The sequence below is a fragment of the Parabacteroides sp. AM17-47 genome, from assembly GCF_003434625.1.
GTDB lineage: Bacteria > Bacteroidota > Bacteroidia > Bacteroidales > Tannerellaceae > Parabacteroides > Parabacteroides distasonis.
This window is the reverse complement of record NZ_QTLI01000005.1, coordinates 1-20,040: the sequence shown is the minus strand read 5'-3', so window position 1 is coordinate 20,040 and position 20,040 is coordinate 1. Positions and strand designations below refer to the sequence as shown.

Genomic DNA, 20,040 nt, shown 5'->3' with positions numbered 1-20,040 from the left:
CGCATAAAAATAGCTATTATCAAGTACTTATTTAACCGTAACATTCCATCCGGAAAGAATACCTCCGTAGAAGTAAAAGTCTACGCAGAATGTTTTTCCTGTGTTTAGCTCTTTGACCTCGTAGTATTTCGTGGCACCTTTTTCGTTCACCAATTTATAATCGGCGATATTCGGAATAGGCACGTTGGCGAGCTCCTTGATCTTTGCGTTTATCATGTTCAAGATATCCATGTTCTCGAAAGGATTCGTTACTTTGGTACTCTTGGATAAAGCCGGATTCACCCCATTGTTCTCGGCACGAACCGCACGAACACTATCCGCATAAGCCTTGAACATCGCACGGCTTTCCGGAGTGCGTAAAGCGGATACGGTAAAGATAGAGATTCCTTCCGCCCCATGATTTAGCGCGGCGTCCATGCTGGCTTGCATATCGTCTGAAACCATTAAGCCGCAGTAAAGCGTTGTTTTCGGGTTCTTATCCCGAACATCCTCTATCATACAGTCTGAGATAAAACTAATATCTTCCGTGTAGAAGTTATGGTATACCATGGGGAAGACAATGTCCAGATTCCATTTACCCCAGTCTTGACGAACCATTTTGGACGCCATCTTGGGGGTTGGGAAAGGAGAGGCTGCCATTTTCTTTCCATAGGAGTGAACCACGTCGGCGATCATATTGGCTACCTCGGTAATCTGGTCACAACGGAATTGAAGCCATTTCTCGTCTTGCGAGGGATCTTCTTGTTCCCTTGGATCATATCCGTAAGCGGCCTTGAACTTCTCGATCATAGCCGGGTGATAGCCAAAATCCCATTGCGGATATTCTTGATCTTGCACGATACCGTATTTCGGCCAAAGGGTAGTCGGCAGGATAACGTCCACGAAACGGTTGTAATCGATAGCGATACCGTTCAAACCCTCTACCTCGCAGTAAGCCTCTATTTTCTTCTTGATAAACTCCCGTACCTCGGGTAAGGCTGGGCACATAAATTTGTAGTAATCCACGTAAGCGGTCGTATCGGCCAAGCTTTGTCCGTTACGGTTTACGCTGAACCATTCGGGATGTTCTTTTAAGATAGCGTCTCGGTCATGTTCCAGATTCATCGTCCATAACCAAGCGTAGACCTCTATCCCATGTTTTTGGGCGATGGGAATAGCGGCCCGATAATCATCCGGAGTAGGGGCGTTTAGCATGACACCGTCTATCCCCGCCTCATTCATGATCGTGCAGATGGAGTCGAAATTCATTCCGGGCTGGTAATCCAACCAAGTCCAGAACATCGGATAAGCATCTTTCGTATCATTTTTCGGGGAACTGCAAGCACCTACGCAGCAAGCTACCAGAAGCAATACTAAATAATTTATGTGTCTCATAAGTTTAATGAATTTGATTAACGATTTATCCGTTAAAGATACGTATTCCTGTTTAATGCCGTTCTTTTTTCAGCGTAAATATCGGTAAATAAAAGAAGATGCCTAGGATAGACATGATAAGGCCGCCTATCGTTCCGGCGGCGAGCGGGAACCAAAAGGCTTCTTTATCGGTGCCTAGCATGAACGGGATAAATCCGAGTATGGTCGATATAACGGTTAGGAAAATCGGCGTGATCTTGGCGTTCCATGCCTTTAGATAAGCACGGATTGGGGAAATAGCGGGTATCCGTTCCCGAATTTGGTTATATTCGTTTAAGATATAGATACTGGCGTTTACCGTGATACCGCATAATAAAACGAAGGAGGCGAATCCACCTTGGTCGAAGTTCAGTTTGAACCAATAGAAGGTCAGGAATACCCCGATATAAGAGATCGGTATGACAAAAATGACCGCCAGCGGTTGTTTCAAGGAATTAAACAAGATACTGGTCGTAAAGAAAATAATAACGATGATCAAGAATAATAACGCATATTGTTTATTATCTTTCTGATCCCATGACCAATAGTTCTTTTCCGCTTTAGCCGTATACCCCATAGGCAGGATCTTTTTAAACTCTCTAAGTTCCCTTTTCTGTATCTTCTCGCCTTGTGAGGAAGCTCCGATATATTCATATTGCAGGCAGAGCCTGTATTGCTGGTTTACTTTCGCTATCTGTTGAGGGGTCTGGCTTTTCTCGACGATAGCGAGTTCGGACAACTTATAGGATTTATCACGGATGGTTTGAGGTACATATTGCATACTCCAGATATCGAACTCCTTTGATTGGCGGGAAGAAAGTTTTAGCTTTTCCGTCTCGTTATCAACGACGATGGTACCTGCGTAGATATCTTTACCGAAAACAGGCCGGATAGACGCGAATAAATCGATAGGCAATATATCCGCTTGCGCCATACGGGATTTATTCAAGTTGAAGTAGAATTCCTGATAATCATCCTTCCACCAAGAAAACTCGGAATTGATCAATACTTCCTTGATACGGCGATACGTAAGCAATTTCTCCCGTAGTTTCTCCGCCCATTCGTATAGCTCGTCATAATTATATCCGTACATCTCGATCCGGAAAGAACCTGCGTTCTCACGGACATCATTGCTGAAACCTTGGTCCATAAGTCCCCATACGCCCCAACTTCCACCACCTAATTCCAACGCTTTGCTAATCACCCTGCTTTTCAAGGTGTAGGGGAAACCACTTCGCTCGTTCTCACGGGTGAAATAGACGTTGATACTGGCTTGACGTGCGTTATAGATACTGGTCTGGAATTGCCGTATTTCCTTATAGGTACTCAAGTAAGCCTCCATTCGGTTGATCAAGTGGTTCATTTGATCAAGGGTCGTACCGTTCGGCATGGAAGCGCTGATACTTAATACCGTTTCTTCATTCCGGGTAAAATAACTTCCCTCGTATACCTTTTGGACAAATAGGCGCAAGGTTCCTCCCAAACTCTTATCGACGATAGGTTTTATCGTTTCCTTCCAAATATCTTTCGCCGCGAATTCATTGTAGCGGGCGATCCACAAAGAGTCCCTTGCGGATAGATCCTTCTCTTCCGGCTCGATCTTCTCTGGCAATAAAAATATCGGTAGTCCGAAAGCCAGTACTAGAATAAGGCAAGCCAGCTTTTTCCAATTGCAAAGGAAACGGATCTGCGCCCGGTAATAATGAGAGAAATAGACTGGGAAACGGTGTATGAACGACCGTATCGGACGGACCACCGGATGTTGTTTCCAATGACTCCGAGCTTTTGGGGAAGAAGAAGCGGCTTTCTTCGGGTGCAAATTCATCTTATCGATCAATGCCGGAACCAAGAATAATGCGATGAACAAAGATACGGCCAGATTAATGATCACGACAGCGGCGAAATCTTGTAAATTCAACCGTATCTTCTCATCCAAGAAGAAGATAATCACGAGGGCACCCATAGTCGTCAAAGTTGCCGCCAGAATAGACAAGAAAGCTTTCCGGTCATGATGGTGCCGGATGTGATCAGTCATCACGATCGTATTATCGATCACCAAGCTGAGAGAGATCGTGATACCCGCCAGCGAGTACAATTGCATCTCCAACCCTAATAAATAATAAAGGATAACGGCTATACACAGGTTGATACTTAAACTGATGATGATCAAGAACAGATAACGTACATTCCGGGTAATCAGCAGAACGAAGAGCAAGAGGATCAAGATGGTCAAGCCTGTACGGACGTAGATTTTATCCAATTCTTCTTGGATAAATTCGGTAGCGTCGTAACTGGTATGGATCTCGTAACCGGGAGGAAGCAAGGTGCGGATATGTTCCATTTCTTCCTTCACTTTCTTGGCTAATTGCAACTGGTTGGCAGTCTCTTCCGCACGGATAGACAGGTAAATAGAGTTTAAACCATTGATCCGGTAGTAACTTTGTGGGGCCTCTTCTTGCCGGGTTACCTTTATCAATTGATCCAGCCGGATTAAGCTACCATCTTTGTTTGCGACGGTGATATGCGATGGTTCGAACCCATTCGTGATCTTTTCCGGCATTAACGCCAGACGAATCCATTCCTTGCCGGTATCTCCTTGTCCCATATTAGCGGTTCCAAGGAACTCTTTTTTGTAATATTGGCTGATCGCCGATTGGATATCCTCTATCGTGATCCCCAGATCCCGTAGCTGGCGGCTATCGTATTCCAAGCGCCATTCCATAGGGGTTGCCCCGCTAACATCGATACGATAAATACCTTGCACGCTGCTAAGCCGGGGCTTTATCTGATCCTCGGCGAATCGCTGGATGAATATCGGGGTAGCGGAAGCGTTCAAGGTATAACTCATGAATGGGCGTGATTCCTTGTCGTCCGGACGGCTCATCTCTAAAATCGGATAACTTAATTCTTCCGGAAGGTCCGGCCACGTCTGCCTTACAATGGTTGATGCCTCAAAACGTGCGGCATCTATATTCGTATGTTTATCTAGTTCTAAGGTAATCCTTCCCCATCCGTTTCCCGAGGTCGAGGAGATCTCTTTGATTCCTTTGATACGGGCAAGCATCGCCTCCAACCGGGAGGTTACCTCCATCTCGATAACCCTCGCTGAGTTGGAGGGCATATGATAGCTGATACTTAATTTCGGCAGCGTACGGGAGGGAGATAGCTTGATCGGCAATAAAGGCACGAAGGCGATCCCCGCCAATGCGATACAGAGGAAGGTGACGATGATCGTAAAGGATGATATGTTCGGCTTAGAACCCATGCTCGTAATCAAATTCGTTGGCTAATGAGATGCCTGTCTCGAAATCATGTAAGGTGAGCTTACGTATTTTGTAATAGCTCAACCAATAATTTTGCAAGGCCGTGATATAATTACGTTGCGCTTCCTGCTGCCGGTTCAAGGAGAGCGTAAGGCTATTGATATCCGCTTTGCCGATCATGAAACGTTGCTTGGTCTCGTTATAGGCCATGATCGCGATGTCCAAAGCCTCTTCGGCGCTGGCGATCAGGTTTTGCTGTACATTGAAATCGCCGACAGTCATGATTACGTCTTCCTCCAGAGTGACTTCTGTCTGCCGTGCGGATATTTGCGTAACATTTAGATTGCTTTTGGCTATATTGTATTTACCCTTCCGTACTCCCCAGTCTATAAGGGGAATAGAGATAGATATCGATACCAAGTCCTGCTGCAGCGGATTCTTGTAAACTTCCTTAAACTGGGTCGCTACTTGATTGAAACCGATACTGGCATTCAAGGAAGCGTTGAATAAGGTTTCCTTTTTGGTCTTATCCACTTGTTGCTCGGCCTCTAACACCTCTTGCCGCACTTCCAGAAACTTGGGGTTATTCTCCCGGGCTAACGTCAATGCTTGATCCACCGGAATATCCATATCATGGGGGCGTGACGGCAGACGAAGCCGTATCTCCGTATTCTTATCGAAATTCAAATACGAGGCCAAGCTGAACATGGCTCGCTTCAAGGCTATATCGGCGTTTTGTAACGTATTGCGGGCATTGATCGCATCCAGCTTGAGTGTCAGTAAATCCGCTTGACTAATAGCCGCGATCTTATGCCGCTCTTGGCCGGTACGGTATAACGTATCGGTTGTCGCTACATTTTCTTTGGCCATATCATATTCTACTTGAGCCATGGCTAAAGAGAAAAAATAAGTGGTGGCTTGCTCGCTGACGGTCTCGATATTATAAAGCAACTCTTTCTTTACTTTCTCATATTTTAGAGGCTCTATCTTCTTCTCCCACCGGAAAGGATTGTATCCCAATAAATCTTGGCTGTATCCGATACGGATTGGAACGGAGGTGAACTGATTATAAGTATTCGAGCCGAAATAGCGCATATACCCCAGATCCGTATCCACGAAGAAACTACCACCCAGCATATCGAAGTTCTGCTTGATCTTTAAGTTTCCTCCCGCATAAAAGGACTGTTGCTTACGGTATTCGTCAATGTCTTTTTCTGAATCGTATCGTTTCGTGATATCCCGGTAATATTCGGCGGGTGTGATATTCAATGTAAGACTAGGCAGTCGCTCCGCTTTGTAATTACGAAACTCCCAGTAGCCGGACAAGAATAGGTTTTTCGTACGAAAAGCCTCCAGCGAGCTATCGGCGGCCAATGAGATCGTCTTCTCAAGGGAAAGGACGAGCGATTGGGCCGATACTCCTTCGGCTAATAGCGAACAGAACGCGTATAAAACTAGGAATGTCCTCTTGTATCTTTTTTTCATAATGCATGTCTCCTATAGATAAACCAATAAACCAAAGGGATAATAAATAAACTGACTACCGTACCGATCAGCATCGCCGAGATCATGGCAATGGAGAGTGGCTTTTGCAACTCACTACCCATATCGAACGTGAATAGTAGCGGTACCATACCGAATATAGTTGTCAATGAGGTCATGATAATCGGGCGCAGACGGCGACGACCCGCCTCATGGATCGCTTCCATCAAGGGTACACCTTCTTTCCGAAGCTCATTGATCGCGTCCAGTTTCAAGATAGAGTCGTTTATGATGATACCGCAAGTTACCACGATACCGATAGCACTCATCAGGTTTAAGGTATGCCCGCATATCCATAATACCAGTAAGGAGGCGGCTACGTCTATAGGTATTTCCAGCAGGACGATCAAGGGCTGCAAGAAGCTCTCGAATTGCGCCGCTAAGATAAAGTACATCAAGAGAATGGATATGAACAAGATGACGACCAGTTCATTCAGCATTTGTTGGTTCGAGAAGAAGCTTCCCGAGAAATCGATGTCCCAATTCGTCTTATCTTTGGATTCGCTGCGGACGAGCTCCCGAATATTTTCCATTAACTGTTCCGCATTCTCTACTTGATAGAAGCTAAAAGGAATATATTCCCCGTTCTTTCCAGCGGTGAGTATCTTCAAATCCTCTCCGGGAGTAATTTTTGTTACTGCACTAAGAGGGACATGATTCGTCTTTTGGTTTTCGTCCGGTTGCGTACGGATTAACGTATTATGTAGGATATGATCGACCGTTTGCTCGTTTCCGGCTAGCGTGATCGGTAAATACTGTTGATAAGAGCGTAAAGTAGCGACTTCATTTTCCTTGAAGGCCGTCTTAAGTACCCGGTAGACCTCTTCATAGGAGATATTATAAAGTAATAGTTTCTGATGGTCTATGGATATGTTTAATTGATTCTCGAAAGCTACGCCAACGGGAGCGAGACCGGTCTTACTCTCTAGTGTTTTCTCTAGTTTTTGCAAAGTAGGGGCATCCGGAGCTTGCTCTTTGTTACGGGCATAGAACTCGGCTACGATATCGGCCTCACCGGTTACGAACAGTTTCTCAAACACAGTCTCCGGCGGAGAGAACGATAATACGGCTGTCGGGTAATTTCGCTTTACCCAAGCGGAGATTTCTTGTTGTAAAGGAGCGATAGCATCGGTCTCTTCTGTCTTGAAATAAAGCTCTACTTCCGAGATGGATAATTCCCTGTCTCGGTTTAGCAGGAATTGTTGCTGTCCGATATAGGCCGTGTGTTGCGCACCTAACCGATCGGCCTCACCAAATAATTCGGTGACTCTCTTTCTATTCTCATCAATATGGATGTTCTCATTCCATTCAACATGTGCGATTAACTCATTCTGATCGATTTCCGGCATCCGGCTTTTGGGGATCATATAGAATAGGATTGCGCAAAGGGGGATGGTGACAGCTACAAATAGTAGGCTAGTGGTCTTATGCCTGAATATGAAATCAACCCCTCCGTCATAGAACCGGTCCAGCGTATGCTCCTTGATCAAATTGTTTATTTTCAGGTTGAAAAAGGAATGCTTGATCTCCGGTATGCTGTAAACTAATTTGTAAAGTACAGGCAGTAACATGATTCCGGTGAAATAAGAGACCATTAAACCAACCGTAACGGCAAACGCCTGATCGAAGAAAATCGCTCCCGCTATACCACTCATAAATACCAGCGGAACGAATACAGCGATCGTGGTAAATGTGGAACTAAGCATGGGGGTGATTACTTCTGTGGTCCCTTTTATACACGCTTCTTCCAGATTATCTCCTTTTGCCCGGTATTGCGCTATATTCTCCGTCACGATGATGGAGCTGTCTATCATCATACCCAATGCCAGAATTAATCCGGATAGGGAGATGATATTTAAGGACATATTGAAAAGGTAGAAGAACAAGAAACTAATGATGATACTGACTACCATACTTAGTCCGATTACCGCCGGGCTTTTTACGTCTCCGAGGAAAAGGATCGCCACGATGCAGATAAATAAGAAACCTAACGATAGGTTCTGCTTGAGGTTGGAGATCGTATAATCCAATAACTCGGTCTGGTTTCTTGTGATCGTAAATTCAATATCCGGGTAAATAGACTTGAAATAATCGGTAACCTCGGCAAGCGCCTCTTTCATATTGTCCATATTCTCATCCGCTTGCTTGATAACGGCTAACGTGACGGCCCTTTCCCCGTTGGCTAGCGATAAGCCGGTTTCTTTTTCTGGTACGACAGCTACTTTTGCCAGATCTTTTATCTGGAAGATCCGGTCATTCTTACGGATATAGATATTTTGTACGTCTTCCGGTGTACGTAATAAGGTAGAAAATTTGATATTGTACTCATAATAACCATCCCGTACGGTCATGCTTCCCGGCTCTATATTATTGGCAGACAAGGCTGATTCCAAATCATTTAACGTAATATCAGCCATATCCAAGAGCTTCATATCCGGTACGATCTGTAATTGCCGTCCTAATATGCCCGTGATATCCACCATCGCCACTTCCGGCAACTGTTCAATCCTTCGTTTGATCACTGTTTCCGCGAATTGGCAAAGATCGAGGAAAGCGGCATCATTTTCAATTGTCTTGAGTGTGAGGTTGAGGCAAAACACCGGAATGTCCGTAGCGCTCGCCTTGACTACCCGTGGACGTTCTACCTCACGGGGCAGGTAATTCATGGCGGCGTCTATTTTCTCATTGACCTCTATAAAGGCAAGATCCGTGTTCGTGCCAAAGTCGAAGCTAAGGCGGATAATACCCGCTCCATCACGAGTCTCGCTATGGATATCCCGTAATCCTGCCACTTGCATCAATTGCAAACGGACCGGCTTCACGACGGTGTTTTCCAATTCCCGTGCGGATGTATTTTGTCCGGATATCTGAACGGTAATCTCAGGTATGGCGATATCAGGCAATAAGGAGACCGGTATGGTGAAATAAGTCACCAACCCCACGATAAAGCAAGCCGTAAAAGCCATCAATACCGCTATCGGACGTTGTAGCAGGAAGCGAATCATACGCAACTAATTTTCAATTCTCAATTCTCAATTTTCAATTACCTTGACCGGTGACTCATGCGCCAGATTAATATTGCCGCTTGTAATCACGACATCCCCTTCTTTCAATCCTTCCAAAAGGGTATAACTATCCGCGTTTTCCAGTCCGGTGCGCACGTAGTTCCAATAAGCGTGCCCATCAACTAAAGTAAATACGACTTGTTTTCCGGAACGTAATACCACAGCCGTTTTAGGTACGACCAATTGCTTCCCAAGCGAGCGTTGTACGCTAACCCGTACATTCATGCCTTCGAATAATTTACCTTTGTCGTTTACCGCCGCTTTCACTTGTACCATCCCGTTCTCATCCACTAGCGGGTTGATCTCGGATATACGTCCTTCAGTCTTTAAGCTGGTGGTGGCGAAAGGGGTAACTTCCACTTTATCTCCGTTTTGGATAAGCGGCAACTCACTTTCCAATACGGTGAAAGAGGCTTCCAGACTATGAGGATCGATAACGGTACAGAATGCGTCCGTCGTAGACACCACGTTCTCTTGTTTAGCGAAAAGGTTTGCGATAATACCGTCGAAAGGCGCGATTAGCGTCGCATTCTGTTCCTCATATTGGGCAAGTTGATATTGGGCGAGCGCCAGATCATATCCACTTTTTACCCGTGCTAGGTTGAGCGTTGCGGGCGGGACTTTCGCTGAGTCTTCCAGCATATATCCTTGACCGATCAATACGTCTTTTAATTCAAGCCTCGCTTTCTCTAGGGCATCTTTGGCTTGCGCTGTTTTGTTCGTGAGCCGGAAAGTAGCGAGTTCCGCTATTTTCTGTCCTTTGTTTACCCGGTCTCCGTTCTTCACGTAGATACGGGCGATGGGTTCCGCCGACTCAAACCGTAAGTCCACCAACTTGCGAGCGGACAGTTTACCATTGCTTATCAACTCATGATTAAATTCCGTTTGCTTCAATGTCATGATCGTGACTTCGTTCGCCTCATCCGGCAATACGGTCTCTACGGAATCCTGTGTGGTATCTGTATCTTTCTTTTCTCCGCCGCATGCGCTTAAACAGAATAAAAGCGTAAAGGTCAACAATTTATAGTATTTCATACTCGTATGATTGATCGGTTTGTACAATTTGTCATTCGCAAATATAAGTATTTATTGTTACGATGTAGTCGTAATTGCTATAAAAATAAGGATATTGTATTCATATTGATGTGTTGTTTAACATACTTCGTGCTTTCTCTTTCATTTCTTTAATAGCGGAACTTTCCACTTTGGGTTTCTTAGTTAATACGGAATCAATCGCCTTTTTCAATTTTGCAGGTTGAAAATAAGATGGTTCCGTATAAAGATTCATTAACAGATAATACGGATAGATACGTTCCGGTAAAATATCAATGGCATGTAACAGGTGCTTTTCCGCTTGTCGGTATTCACCTAAACACTGCTCATTTTTAGCCATTACGTAATAAAGCATGGGATCGGAGCTTAATAAGACAGCTCTTTCCAGATATCCATTCGCTTTCTCGTATCGTCCGGTCTTGCTTAGGCATTGAGCGACCTCGAAAAGGAATTCCGGTTTATGCTTCAATAATGGATACAAAGGTTCATATACCTCCAAGGCCGCTTCGTAAGCTTTATTATTGTAAAACATTTGCGCCTTATTCCATTGTTGATAAGCCTTATAATGATCTTTTTGCATCCAGAACAAACCAATTCCAAGAATAGCGATTCCCATAAAAAATATCTGTTTGCCCCATCTATGGCCATTTGATTCGGCTTGGTTCTCACGGATCTCATCCTTGTCCGGTGTTACGCTCATCACCCCTAGGAATATCAATACTACCCAAAACTCCGGCAATTGCAATGGATAAGAAGAGAAGGCGAATATAGCCAGAGACATCAATCCCCCGCAACAAGCATACCTTTTGTTCTTTATTCCTTTATAAAATAGAAGCCCCAGCCAGCCTATAAATAGGGCTAATCCTACTAACCCCTGTTCTAATCCAATCTGCAAGTATTCATTAAATGCGTACTCCGGGCATCCGGCAACCAACTTTTCCTGTTCAGTCGCTTTTCCCGAAGCCATGTATTCCGCTTGTGTTTCAGCGTAAGCGGCAGGGAACCCACCTAGGCTGGTACCTGTAATCGGTTGTTTTTGTATCGCTTTCGTCGTGATCTTCCACATCAGAAACCTTCCGTCTGCCGAATCTTTCTTTAATGTATAGAGTGATGCGCTCCCGCCAAGAAGCAATATGCCGCCTAGGATACCGCCTATGATATACCACCTTTTGTGTTGTCTCAGTCTGGTCGCTGCCTGTTTCCTGTCAAGGCGGTACAGGGCATATACCCAGGCGCAAGAAACGACCACCGCTATCCATGCCGATCGGCTCATTCCCGCAGGAAGTACAACGATCGCTGTGCCTATACATCCCATGGACAGGTAATAGGGCATATTTCGTTTGGACTGTTCCAGCAAGATGCCAAGAGCCACCGGTAATGTGATCGCCAAATATCCGGAATAAGGCCCCGGATTGAAAAAAGAGCCGGTCAGCCGAAACAGGGAATGGTTCGAATAGGCCCATCCCTGTAATTGACGGAAGCCCCAGATGGCTTCTATAAGGCCTGTCGCGATAAAGAACATTGAAAAATATCCTATGAGCACCGGATATTCATGGAACACCTGCCGAAGCAGATACCACAAGACAACCATTTGTCCGATAAACAGGAGCTTTTCCGGCTCCGGGTGTATGGAGTAGGGATAAGAGAGGAGGATAAGCCCCAAGAGGGAAAGGGGGAGGATATCCACGTAAGTCCATGGGCACAGCCCCTTGCTTGGATTCAACCACAAACCTTGTAGGGACACGGCGGATAAGAACAGGGCGATTAGTTGAATCCAAAAGGTTTTCTCTGTCACCAAGTGTGTGGATAGCATTCCCAATCCTGCGAAAGGGGCGCTCAGCAAAAGTGTCCCGAGTAGGGTATATACGCCGAGTTTCAACAGCTCTTTCATGGTTAATATCTTTTTACCGTATCGTTTTCCACCAAAAAGATACGATCTTCCGCAGCCTTTTCCGGTCGCGAGATCATCGCTTTCAACAGGCTCCCTTTAGGTATCTTGCGAATGAGGATGCCACCGGGTATCGTGTCTGTCGGGAAATATCCGTTTTTAAAACACTGCTGTTCCTGTTCCCAATAAGCGAGTGTATACGGCACTTGCTGTTGATACGGGTTGTCCGAGGCGATAAAGATGGAATCGGTTCGGGCCGGATCGGGCTTAATTTTCGTGATGATCCCCGTATTGCTCACATGGAAAGGGGATGTGATGAAGCGTAGTGAGCCATAAGCCTCTTTGTCATATTCGGCGATGATAAACACATCATCGCCTACGATCTTCGGGAAGGTACAGCGGTTGCCGATCCGTTCGCTCATGGCGAAAGGCCTCCAGTTACCATGATTATAGGTACAGAGGTAAATAGGTGCTCTTTTTGATCTCACCGGGAGGTCGCAAGTCGTATGGATATCTGCGACAGGTGGTAGGTATTGCTCCGTGACAGCGGTCAATAACGGATTTTTTAAGAACGTACGGTATTCATCGGTCGACTCGGTCGTTACCGGATGTAAGGGGGCGAATCCGTATCTGTAAACCTTGGCCGGGGTCAAGAACGGCTTGGTTAGGTTGTAGATCAAGGAATCCGGGCCTTCGTACTCCGGAGCGAAAGGTAGGAATCGCCCATCCTCGTTTAAGAATGCGCACCAATAATGTTCCCCGTTCCTACGAGTCCAGATCGTATGTTCTGCTACAGTGGGAATACCGGCCGCACGCATCAGCTGGATACCATACAAGACTACCCCATCACAACGTCCAACCCCTGTCCGGTGGATCTCCTCTGCGGTTGGATAGTGGATGGGTATCTCCGTTTGATAGGTGACTCGGGTTCGTAGTATCTTTTGTAACCTCACGGCCGCATCGTACGTGTTATCAATATGCAAACTATCCAGCAAAGGGAGGTACGTCCGCATCAGCTCCTCACGTAAACCGGAGGGCTGTTCGTATAACCCCCGGTAGGGAAGTATATACCTGCAAAAATTCTCGAAACTTACCGATTTATTCCAGGGCTTGGGCCACGCCTGAAACGCCAGCTCGATATTACGGATTAGATAGTCCGAGGATAGGGTGGTGATGTCTGATACCCTCTCTCGCTTCTCATATCCGAAATGATAGACCATATTGCGTATCAAAAAGCGGGCGGCCTCTCTTTTTAATGAATCCCCTTCATAGTATTTGATGACATATTCCAACTCTTTCCTGTTATCGCCGGCTTGCGACAACGCATATTCCAACATACTTTCTTCTTGGCTTTTTGAGAAACCGCAAGAGTGCAGACAGATCCAAGCGCATACATATAAAATAAGCTTATTCATAATTCTTCAATTGTTTCGAATATTTTTCCAAAAACGTCCCTTTCTGTATTCCCCCGTGTAAGGGTCAACGGATTTCCACACTTTCCAAGCTACCCCTACGATAAATTCCTCCGGTATAAGTCCGAGATAACGGGAATCTCTAGAGTTTTCTGTCTTATCTCCGGCCACGAAGTAATAGTTGCTTTGGAACCGGTATTGTCTTACCTGTTTGTCTCCTATATAAACTTTACTATCTTTCCACGATAGGGAATCTTTTGATTCCCACTCGATCATTTGTTTGTATAGCTTATAATTTGTTTGATTCACGGTAATTCTATCCCCTTTTCGGGGGATATACAAAGGACCGAAATCATGAACATTCCAATTGAATGTAGAATCAAAAGGGAAACAACGGTAGACACCGTCCGGCATCCGATCCGCTTTTTGTCTGGATAGGTTCGCTTGACTTTCCACATTCCCCAAAGGCTCTTTTGTATGGTTGTTTCGGTAGAATCCCTGTTCGATCCGGATGGAGTCTCCCGGTAACCCGAGGCAGCGTTTGATATAATATTGCATGATGTGCATTTCGATCCGCTCCCATGAATAGGGATGCGGGTAGTTGAATACGAGAATATCATTCCGTTTGATTTGCCCGACTCCGGGTACTCTGTATATATCTACCCGCTTCCCTTTCATAGATGCGAAAATATTGAATAGCCTAGGTCCGGCTATCCATTTGTTTACTAATACTTGATCTCCGGTTTGGAGTTGAGGCTCCATGGAATCGGAAGGGATTTTGAACGTGCTGAAACAGAAGATGAGGAAGAATGCGTATATGCAACCAATACCAAATACCCCATAAAATATAAGTGTCAGATATCGTAACATCTGATTTATATTTGTTTTGTATATACGTTTTTCTATTCCCATTCTTTTATGTTTATGCCTCATTTCCTAAATCCAAATTCTTTGGATATCAGTCATCAATAGTCGAACACTACGATATGATATTCCGGATCATCACTGATACCATAGATCTTCCGTTTTTGATTGTCTACAGCGATGGAGGAGACTCCTTGGTCTAATGTGTAATGGCATTCAAGGCTACCGTCCCATCCGATTACAAATAATTCTTTGCATAATATATTGTAATTAGGCTCTGTCACCATTTTTCCATTATAAAGAACAAATAAACTATTCCCCACGTTTACAGGACTATAAAAAGCGTCTCTATAAGTTTGCGGGCTCGCTTTACTTCCGATAATGTCTCCATCCCTAAATTCTTTGAAAACAGATGCGAAATGATCCGGTCCCCGTAATTGTTTTTCCAAGGTCCCGTTCACGTTATAGATGCAAATTAAATCAGTGAAGTAGTGAGTGATTGCAACCTTCTCTTTTCGGTTGGAGGTTAGGTCTGCCCGAAACGCATTGATTAATTCGGCAGGAGTATACTCCTGCTCAGTTTTAGGATAAGTACCGAAATCCATCGTTTTCTTACCTGTTTGATCAAAAAGGAATCCAGGACTCGTCTCTTGATAGGATACGCCTAAGAACCCGTTGCCCAAGCTTCGAATATTGCTCCATAGCGGTTTTGTATCTAGGGAGATACGGCTGGCGTATTCCGGTTCTTTTCCACTGGTAAATTCCGGGATAGAGTAAGTGAAAATCGTAGAGGTCATCATATCAAAAATGACTACGGAATCGTTCCGATTGACGAAACATGGTGTCATCATCTCTTTAGGCCCTTGTCCTACAGGGATACATTCTCCTTCCTTATGTGCCGTATTGAGGTTGAAGATGTGGAATTGTTTTTCCGCCCCTTGATTGCAAGTAACTAGGAAGGAGTCGAATAATTGGATTTGTGAAGGTCGTAAAATAAGACTGTCAAATTCAATAGTTTTTCCGGATAGTGATTTTCGGACTTTGAAATCACTTCTCTGGAAGGTTATGTTTTTGTCATCTTGTTTTTGATCATCGGTACAAGCGATGAATACTAATAGGATGAGTGAAAGATGTAAGATAATGTATTTCTTCATGATACTGATTTTTTAAGGAGGGCATGCCAAATTAAGGGATTGAACACATTTTCTTCTTGCTCAAGATACCTAGAGTCTATGAAATACAAATTAAAAATCAATGAGAAAACATCTGCATTCCATTGATTTACCGACTGTATTCCATTGTGATTTTTTTCGTTTTGGCACACCCTCCTTTGATTAAATTTTAGTTCCAACGTCCCGGTATGTAAGTGGATGTCCCATCGGAATATTTGATAATACATCCTCCCCCAGAGTAACTGCAATATCCGCTTCCACCTTCCCCACTAGCCAATGCCTCCACATTGTCAAGCGCTAAATCAGAGAGTTTAATCTCGTTTTCACTCTGGTTGATGTTCCATGCCGCAGCTACTGCTACGACTGCCATTACGGCTATTCCTAAAATCTTTTTTCTCATGATATTTCTTTTTTATAGTTTATGTTTTTGAGAATTTAATCTCTTGCTTACTATTCTTCTGCAAGATAAGGATATTCTCGAATTCCTCTTTCAATTTAATTTACTACTTTTGTGTCACCTCCTTTCTGCTTCATGAGTAAAAGTGGGGTGGGAGGCTTGCTTGTGATCGTTCCAATATATCCGGCAAGCTCTCCCTTCTTTTTTATTTATTGAGCCATCCCCCGAATGTTTAATTTTATCAGTTGATTCGTATTGCATTTCACGGTAATCGTCTCGTCAAAGACTCCTTTGTCTTTCGGTGTCATGATGACTCTTACTTGAAGGATCTCTCCCGGCTTGGCGGGATGTTTGTCGAAAGATGGGCGGGCACAGCCGCAGGTTGTAGCTGCGTCTAGTATGACTAACGGGTTATTTCCTGTGTTTGTTAATCGGAAAACAGCTTCTTTGCTTTCTCCCATTTGGATAGTTCCTAGCTGTATGGATGCCTCTTCCACTTTCACGGTGGTCTGTATTTGTGAAGCGGGTTGTTTTCCGGTGACCTCTTTTAGGTATAGCTCCCGGATATTCGGGTTGTGGATAGGATTTCCTATCACTACGACCTTATTGTACTTATCCAATAGGAAGGTTTGAAATCTCCCATCGGCCGGGAAATGATTTAGTTCGTTCAGCTTGTCGGATTGATCCAGACAGATAGGTTTGTCGAAATTGTCTTTTTTCAATAGATACCGTATTTCTTTCTTGTCATCGGACTGGAAGAAAAAGAGGAAGGGAACCGTTCCTTGGGTAATGGAGTCGGTGTATTGAATCAGTTCTTTCCATCGGTGCAGTTGGAGTTTGCAACTGGTACATCCTATGGAATCCACGAAAACCAGCACCTTGTGGGGGGATTTTGGCAGGGTGAAGTCTACCGTATCGGTTGCAAACCGTGCAAAGACCATGTCTTTCGGAAATCGTATCTCTTTTCCTTGCCATTCGGATACTAAATGCTTGATCTCGTCTTTTTTCTTGTCTTGGCAAGCTAGAAGGAATAATAATAGTATGATTAGATTTAAGTATTTCATGATATTTTGTCGTTATATTTTAAATGAAAGAATCGGATCGTTGCTGTTTACATCCGTGGCAAGGATCGTCCCCGTATCCTCATCTACGTCGATACCATAAATGGCATGGTCGAGCACGTATTTCCGGACGGGGTTTCCTTTGAGGTCGAATACATAGATGTATCGCCCGCCATCCTCGATATCTTCCCCTCGTTGGTATGCCTGCCCGATATCTTTGAAACTACGGCCATGAAATACGGTATAAATGAAATTGTCTGTGATATGAACATCACTGAATCCCATGATACCCGTTGGAATTCCCTCCGATTGTGAGATTGCGAATTGAGGTTCTCCATTAGGTCCGTATCGTACGGTTTGTGTAGTATCTGTGAAGTTGTATATTTCTAATGCTTCTCCTAGTTGGGTTGCCATGACCAAGATGCCTTTTTGGGGATTATAGTCGAAGAAGCTTCGCCACGCTTGCGCCAATGCGGGGCGAGCGATGTCTTCATAATTATTTTCGGTTGGGATCTGATTAGCGGAGTGAATCCATTTCCCTTCTCGGTCTGTCCACTTTTGTCTATATTCACCGAGGTAGTCAGATACCAAAAAGCCCGATTCCATCGGGTAAAAGTCCAATGCCCTAACCAGCCGCTTGTCCATATCGATCGTTTCTACGGGGATGATGTTGTTCATATTTTGTTCAATCTTCCACCGGGTTGTTCGCATTTTGTTCGCATCGAGCGTCCAGATAGAATCCTTGGAGATAAATCGGAAGCAATCTGCCGATGCCATTTCTTCAGGTCCCTCGCCTCGTTTGCCAAACGATGTCATATATTCCCATTCGGGGTAAGAGAAGGCATGGAAGAAATAATCTACGTTGTGCAAGTCCATGATAATAGCGATACCATCCTTGACCGCTACCCGGAAAGGATAGCGGAACAAGGCGGTATCTAAGTGGATAACCTGCGCATTTAATGCCTTTTCATCGGGAAAATCCTCGTAGCGGGGGAAGTGCCGTGAGGATTCCGAACAGGATACCAGACTACCTATTAATAGAACTATGTACACGTAGTAGTTCATGTGTTATTTTAACGGTTGTATATATATTTGTAATATCCTCCATTACATGATAGAGAGCCAGCCCCATAGCAATCTCCGGATCCACTTTCACCGGAAGCTAGAGCTTCAATATTAGAGAAAGTAAGATCTGTGAAATTTTGTTTTCCTTCTTTCAAAAGAAAATACGAAGCACACAAGGCGCAAATGAAAATGATAGCGAAAGCTTTCTTGAAAGTAATTTGTTTCATGTCGTTTCTAATTTTTGTTACAAACGTACGGCTTGGTCTTTGGATAGCCAATCTTTTTAGGTGACTTTTAGCTGACAGTTGAAAAATAAGCCTTTAGTCTACCTATAGTCATCTTTCATCTTGCGAGTTGAATGAATTTATTCGTAGAAAGGAATGGAAAACGTATCTTTGCAGTTTCAACGAGGAATCATTATGGAGAAGCAAAATTGGAAATTTTATTGGAAGTGGAGTGTATTTGTTCTGATGACGATGCTTTGCTTGTTGTCTTTTTATAAATCATACCAAAATGTAAAGTATGAATTACAAGAAGAGTCTCAAACGTTATTTCAGCGGGCAGTTCAAGATGATACAAATAGGCGGATAAAAGATTTAGGGGATGCTTTTTGTTTTTCCTATTCAGGCGCTAATCGATTGGAACGAGATAGCATTACAATCAAGACTGCCGATACGATTATACATATGAAGAATAATAAGGAGGTGGCACGGAGGATGTCTTCACAGGAGAAGTCTGATTTTAGCCTCCAACATTATTTGTCCATGGAGAATCCGATTCAAGTAACCTTGCTGGATAGCGCTTTTCGTGCATCTTTGTATGAACATGCGATTCCGGCTCAGACCGTAACTTGTTATACCTTTATAGACAAGACGGAATGTAGCTCTTCGGATACTTCTTTTTATCAATCTTTTATACCATTAAAAGAAATTGTTTTTGGAGCGAATCGGGCGATCGTTTTGCAAGCGTTTGTTCAATTTCCTTTCCTTTATATAGTAGGTGAAGTGTTTTTGCGAAATATATTTTGGATTCTGGCAATGGTTATTCTCTGGGTTATTGCGATTGTCTTGACATGGAAAAGACCAAGGATAAATATCTTGCCACTACAAGAAGCACCTAAAGAGATGATACAAATAAAAGAAGATATCTTGTTCGATGAAACACATGGCGTATTGCATTATCATAGGCATCGTATCGAATTGGCAAATCAACGGCTGAAACTGTTTTGTATTTTATTAGAACATAAAGGATATTTCATAGAGTCCGATCAGCTGAAAGAAGAAATCTGGCCGGATGGAAGTGTGTCCAAAGATGCTCTTACCGCTACGGCTAAAAGGCTTAAAGAGGATTTGTCTCCTATTCCGGGTTTGGTGATAGAGAGTGCTCGGGGTAAAGGATATTCGCTAAAGATCGTTTCGGGAGAGTAAATTCTCTATCTCAACGTTCATTTGATGGTTTATTTGTGTGATGAGCTTGCTATCGGCAGTAGTACTGACTTGGCTAAGTAATATATACTGACTTGCCCAACACAGTATATATTACTTAGCTAAGTCTGTATTGGTCTTAGGATTGCCAATCTTTTGGGCTGACTTTTAGCTGATAGTCCCAAAATAAGAGGCTTGCCAGTCTAAGGTCACCTATTTATATCGTGAGTTGAATGAATTTGTGCAAACAATGTTAATTATTTTGTCCGGCTTAACCTCGTTCATGAATAAGATAGAACATGGTCAACCTCTTTTATTACTAAGTCGCAAACCGGTCAACCTGCTTTATAAATAAGATGCGAAGTAGTCAATTAAAAACGTTTACATACAGGGGTATTGTTGTTTGTCTTATGCTGATATAGGTAGACACATTCAATAACAA

At 43.9% G+C, this 20,040-nt stretch carries 14 protein-coding genes; 1 reads left to right on the top strand and 13 read right to left on the bottom strand.

Annotated features, from left to right (window positions below; all coding sequences use genetic code 11):
* Positions 1 to 27 precede the first annotated feature (27 nt).
* The 13 genes from DW205_RS04855 to DW205_RS04790 form a co-directional block, all read right to left on the bottom strand.
* On the bottom strand, positions 28 to 1,374 hold the full coding sequence (locus DW205_RS04855; protein WP_005867464.1) for a family 10 glycosylhydrolase: 1,347 nt from the start codon (positions 1,372 to 1,374) through the stop codon (positions 28 to 30).
* 52 nt (positions 1,375 to 1,426) lie between these two features.
* Positions 1,427 to 4,657, bottom strand: a complete 3,231-nt coding sequence (locus DW205_RS04850; RefSeq protein ID WP_005867466.1) for an efflux RND transporter permease subunit — start codon at positions 4,655 to 4,657, stop codon at positions 1,427 to 1,429.
* Entirely contained in the window at positions 4,647 to 6,140 is a 1,494-nt protein-coding gene (locus DW205_RS04845; RefSeq protein WP_005867468.1) for a TolC family protein, read from the bottom strand. Before DW205_RS04845 ends, DW205_RS04850 begins: the two co-directional genes overlap by 11 nt.
* The gene (locus DW205_RS04840; RefSeq protein ID WP_005867470.1) at positions 6,137 to 9,202 is read right to left on the bottom strand and encodes an efflux RND transporter permease subunit; all 3,066 of its coding nucleotides are present in this window, start codon (positions 9,200 to 9,202) and stop codon (positions 6,137 to 6,139) included. The genes DW205_RS04845 and DW205_RS04840 overlap by 4 nt, the downstream gene beginning before the upstream one ends.
* 27 nt (positions 9,203 to 9,229) lie before the next feature.
* On the bottom strand, positions 9,230 to 10,297 hold the full coding sequence (locus tag DW205_RS04835) for an efflux RND transporter periplasmic adaptor subunit (protein WP_005867472.1): 1,068 nt from the start codon (positions 10,295 to 10,297) through the stop codon (positions 9,230 to 9,232).
* Between the two features lie 100 nt (positions 10,298 to 10,397).
* On the bottom strand, positions 10,398 to 12,206 hold the full coding sequence (locus DW205_RS04830; RefSeq protein WP_005867475.1) for an O-antigen ligase family protein: 1,809 nt from the start codon (positions 12,204 to 12,206) through the stop codon (positions 10,398 to 10,400).
* A 2-nt stretch (positions 12,207 to 12,208) separates the two neighbouring features.
* Entirely contained in the window at positions 12,209 to 13,618 is a 1,410-nt protein-coding gene (locus DW205_RS04825; protein WP_008777849.1) for a transglutaminase domain-containing protein, read from the bottom strand.
* 6 nt (positions 13,619 to 13,624) lie between these two features.
* Positions 13,625 to 14,485 carry a signal peptidase I gene (gene lepB, locus DW205_RS04820; RefSeq protein ID WP_005867479.1) on the bottom strand — a complete coding sequence of 287 codons (861 nt, stop codon included), beginning with the start codon at positions 14,483 to 14,485 and terminating at the stop codon, positions 13,625 to 13,627.
* A 95-nt stretch (positions 14,486 to 14,580) separates the two neighbouring features.
* On the bottom strand, positions 14,581 to 15,633 hold the full coding sequence (locus tag DW205_RS04815) for a BF3164 family lipoprotein (protein ID WP_121963063.1): 1,053 nt from the start codon (positions 15,631 to 15,633) through the stop codon (positions 14,581 to 14,583).
* Between the two features lie 187 nt (positions 15,634 to 15,820).
* A complete protein-coding gene (locus tag DW205_RS04805) occupies positions 15,821 to 16,051 on the bottom strand; it encodes an NVEALA domain-containing protein (protein ID WP_005859565.1) in 231 nt (76 codons plus the stop codon).
* 206 nt (positions 16,052 to 16,257) lie between these two features.
* Complete coding sequence (locus DW205_RS04800; RefSeq protein ID WP_005867480.1) at positions 16,258 to 17,112, bottom strand: DUF1573 domain-containing protein; 855 nt, start codon at positions 17,110 to 17,112, stop codon at positions 16,258 to 16,260.
* Between the two features lie 12 nt (positions 17,113 to 17,124).
* Complete coding sequence (locus tag DW205_RS04795) at positions 17,125 to 18,174, bottom strand: TolB-like 6-bladed beta-propeller domain-containing protein (protein ID WP_005867481.1); 1,050 nt, start codon at positions 18,172 to 18,174, stop codon at positions 17,125 to 17,127.
* Positions 18,175 to 18,182: 8 nt separating this feature from the next.
* Positions 18,183 to 18,401, bottom strand: a complete 219-nt coding sequence (locus DW205_RS04790; RefSeq protein ID WP_005867482.1) for an NVEALA domain-containing protein — start codon at positions 18,399 to 18,401, stop codon at positions 18,183 to 18,185.
* 153 nt (positions 18,402 to 18,554) lie between these two features.
* Here DW205_RS04790 and DW205_RS04785 point away from each other — a divergent pair, with 153 nt between their 5' ends.
* A complete protein-coding gene (locus DW205_RS04785) occupies positions 18,555 to 19,601 on the top strand; it encodes a helix-turn-helix domain-containing protein (protein WP_005867483.1) in 1,047 nt (348 codons plus the stop codon).
* Positions 19,602 to 20,040: the final 439 nt, after the last annotated feature.

Excerpts from the sequence above, each read along its gene's own strand:
- DW205_RS04785 (WP_005867483.1), top strand. The coding sequence starts at position 18,555 with ATGGAAAACGTATCTTTGCAGTTTCAACGAGGAATCATTATGGAGAAG.
- DW205_RS04800 (WP_005867480.1), bottom strand. The coding sequence starts at position 17,112 with ATGAAATACTTAAATCTAATCATACTATTATTATTCCTTCTAGCTTGC.
- DW205_RS04830 (WP_005867475.1), bottom strand. The coding sequence starts at position 12,206 with ATGAAAGAGCTGTTGAAACTCGGCGTATATACCCTACTCGGGACACTT.
- lepB (WP_005867479.1), bottom strand. The coding sequence starts at position 14,485 with ATGTTACGATATCTGACACTTATATTTTATGGGGTATTTGGTATTGGT.
- DW205_RS04840 (WP_005867470.1), bottom strand. The coding sequence starts at position 9,202 with ATGATTCGCTTCCTGCTACAACGTCCGATAGCGGTATTGATGGCTTTT.
- DW205_RS04815 (WP_121963063.1), bottom strand. The coding sequence starts at position 15,633 with ATGAAGAAATACATTATCTTACATCTTTCACTCATCCTATTAGTATTC.
- DW205_RS04805 (WP_005859565.1), bottom strand. The coding sequence starts at position 16,051 with ATGAGAAAAAAGATTTTAGGAATAGCCGTAATGGCAGTCGTAGCAGTA.
- DW205_RS04825 (WP_008777849.1), bottom strand. The coding sequence starts at position 13,618 with ATGAATAAGCTTATTTTATATGTATGCGCTTGGATCTGTCTGCACTCT.
- DW205_RS04845 (WP_005867468.1), bottom strand. The coding sequence starts at position 6,140 with ATGAAAAAAAGATACAAGAGGACATTCCTAGTTTTATACGCGTTCTGT.
- DW205_RS04795 (WP_005867481.1), bottom strand. The coding sequence starts at position 18,174 with ATGAACTACTACGTGTACATAGTTCTATTAATAGGTAGTCTGGTATCC.
- DW205_RS04790 (WP_005867482.1), bottom strand. The coding sequence starts at position 18,401 with ATGAAACAAATTACTTTCAAGAAAGCTTTCGCTATCATTTTCATTTGC.
- DW205_RS04850 (WP_005867466.1), bottom strand. The coding sequence starts at position 4,657 with ATGGGTTCTAAGCCGAACATATCATCCTTTACGATCATCGTCACCTTC.
- DW205_RS04855 (WP_005867464.1), bottom strand. The coding sequence starts at position 1,374 with ATGAGACACATAAATTATTTAGTATTGCTTCTGGTAGCTTGCTGCGTA.
- DW205_RS04835 (WP_005867472.1), bottom strand. The coding sequence starts at position 10,297 with ATGAAATACTATAAATTGTTGACCTTTACGCTTTTATTCTGTTTAAGC.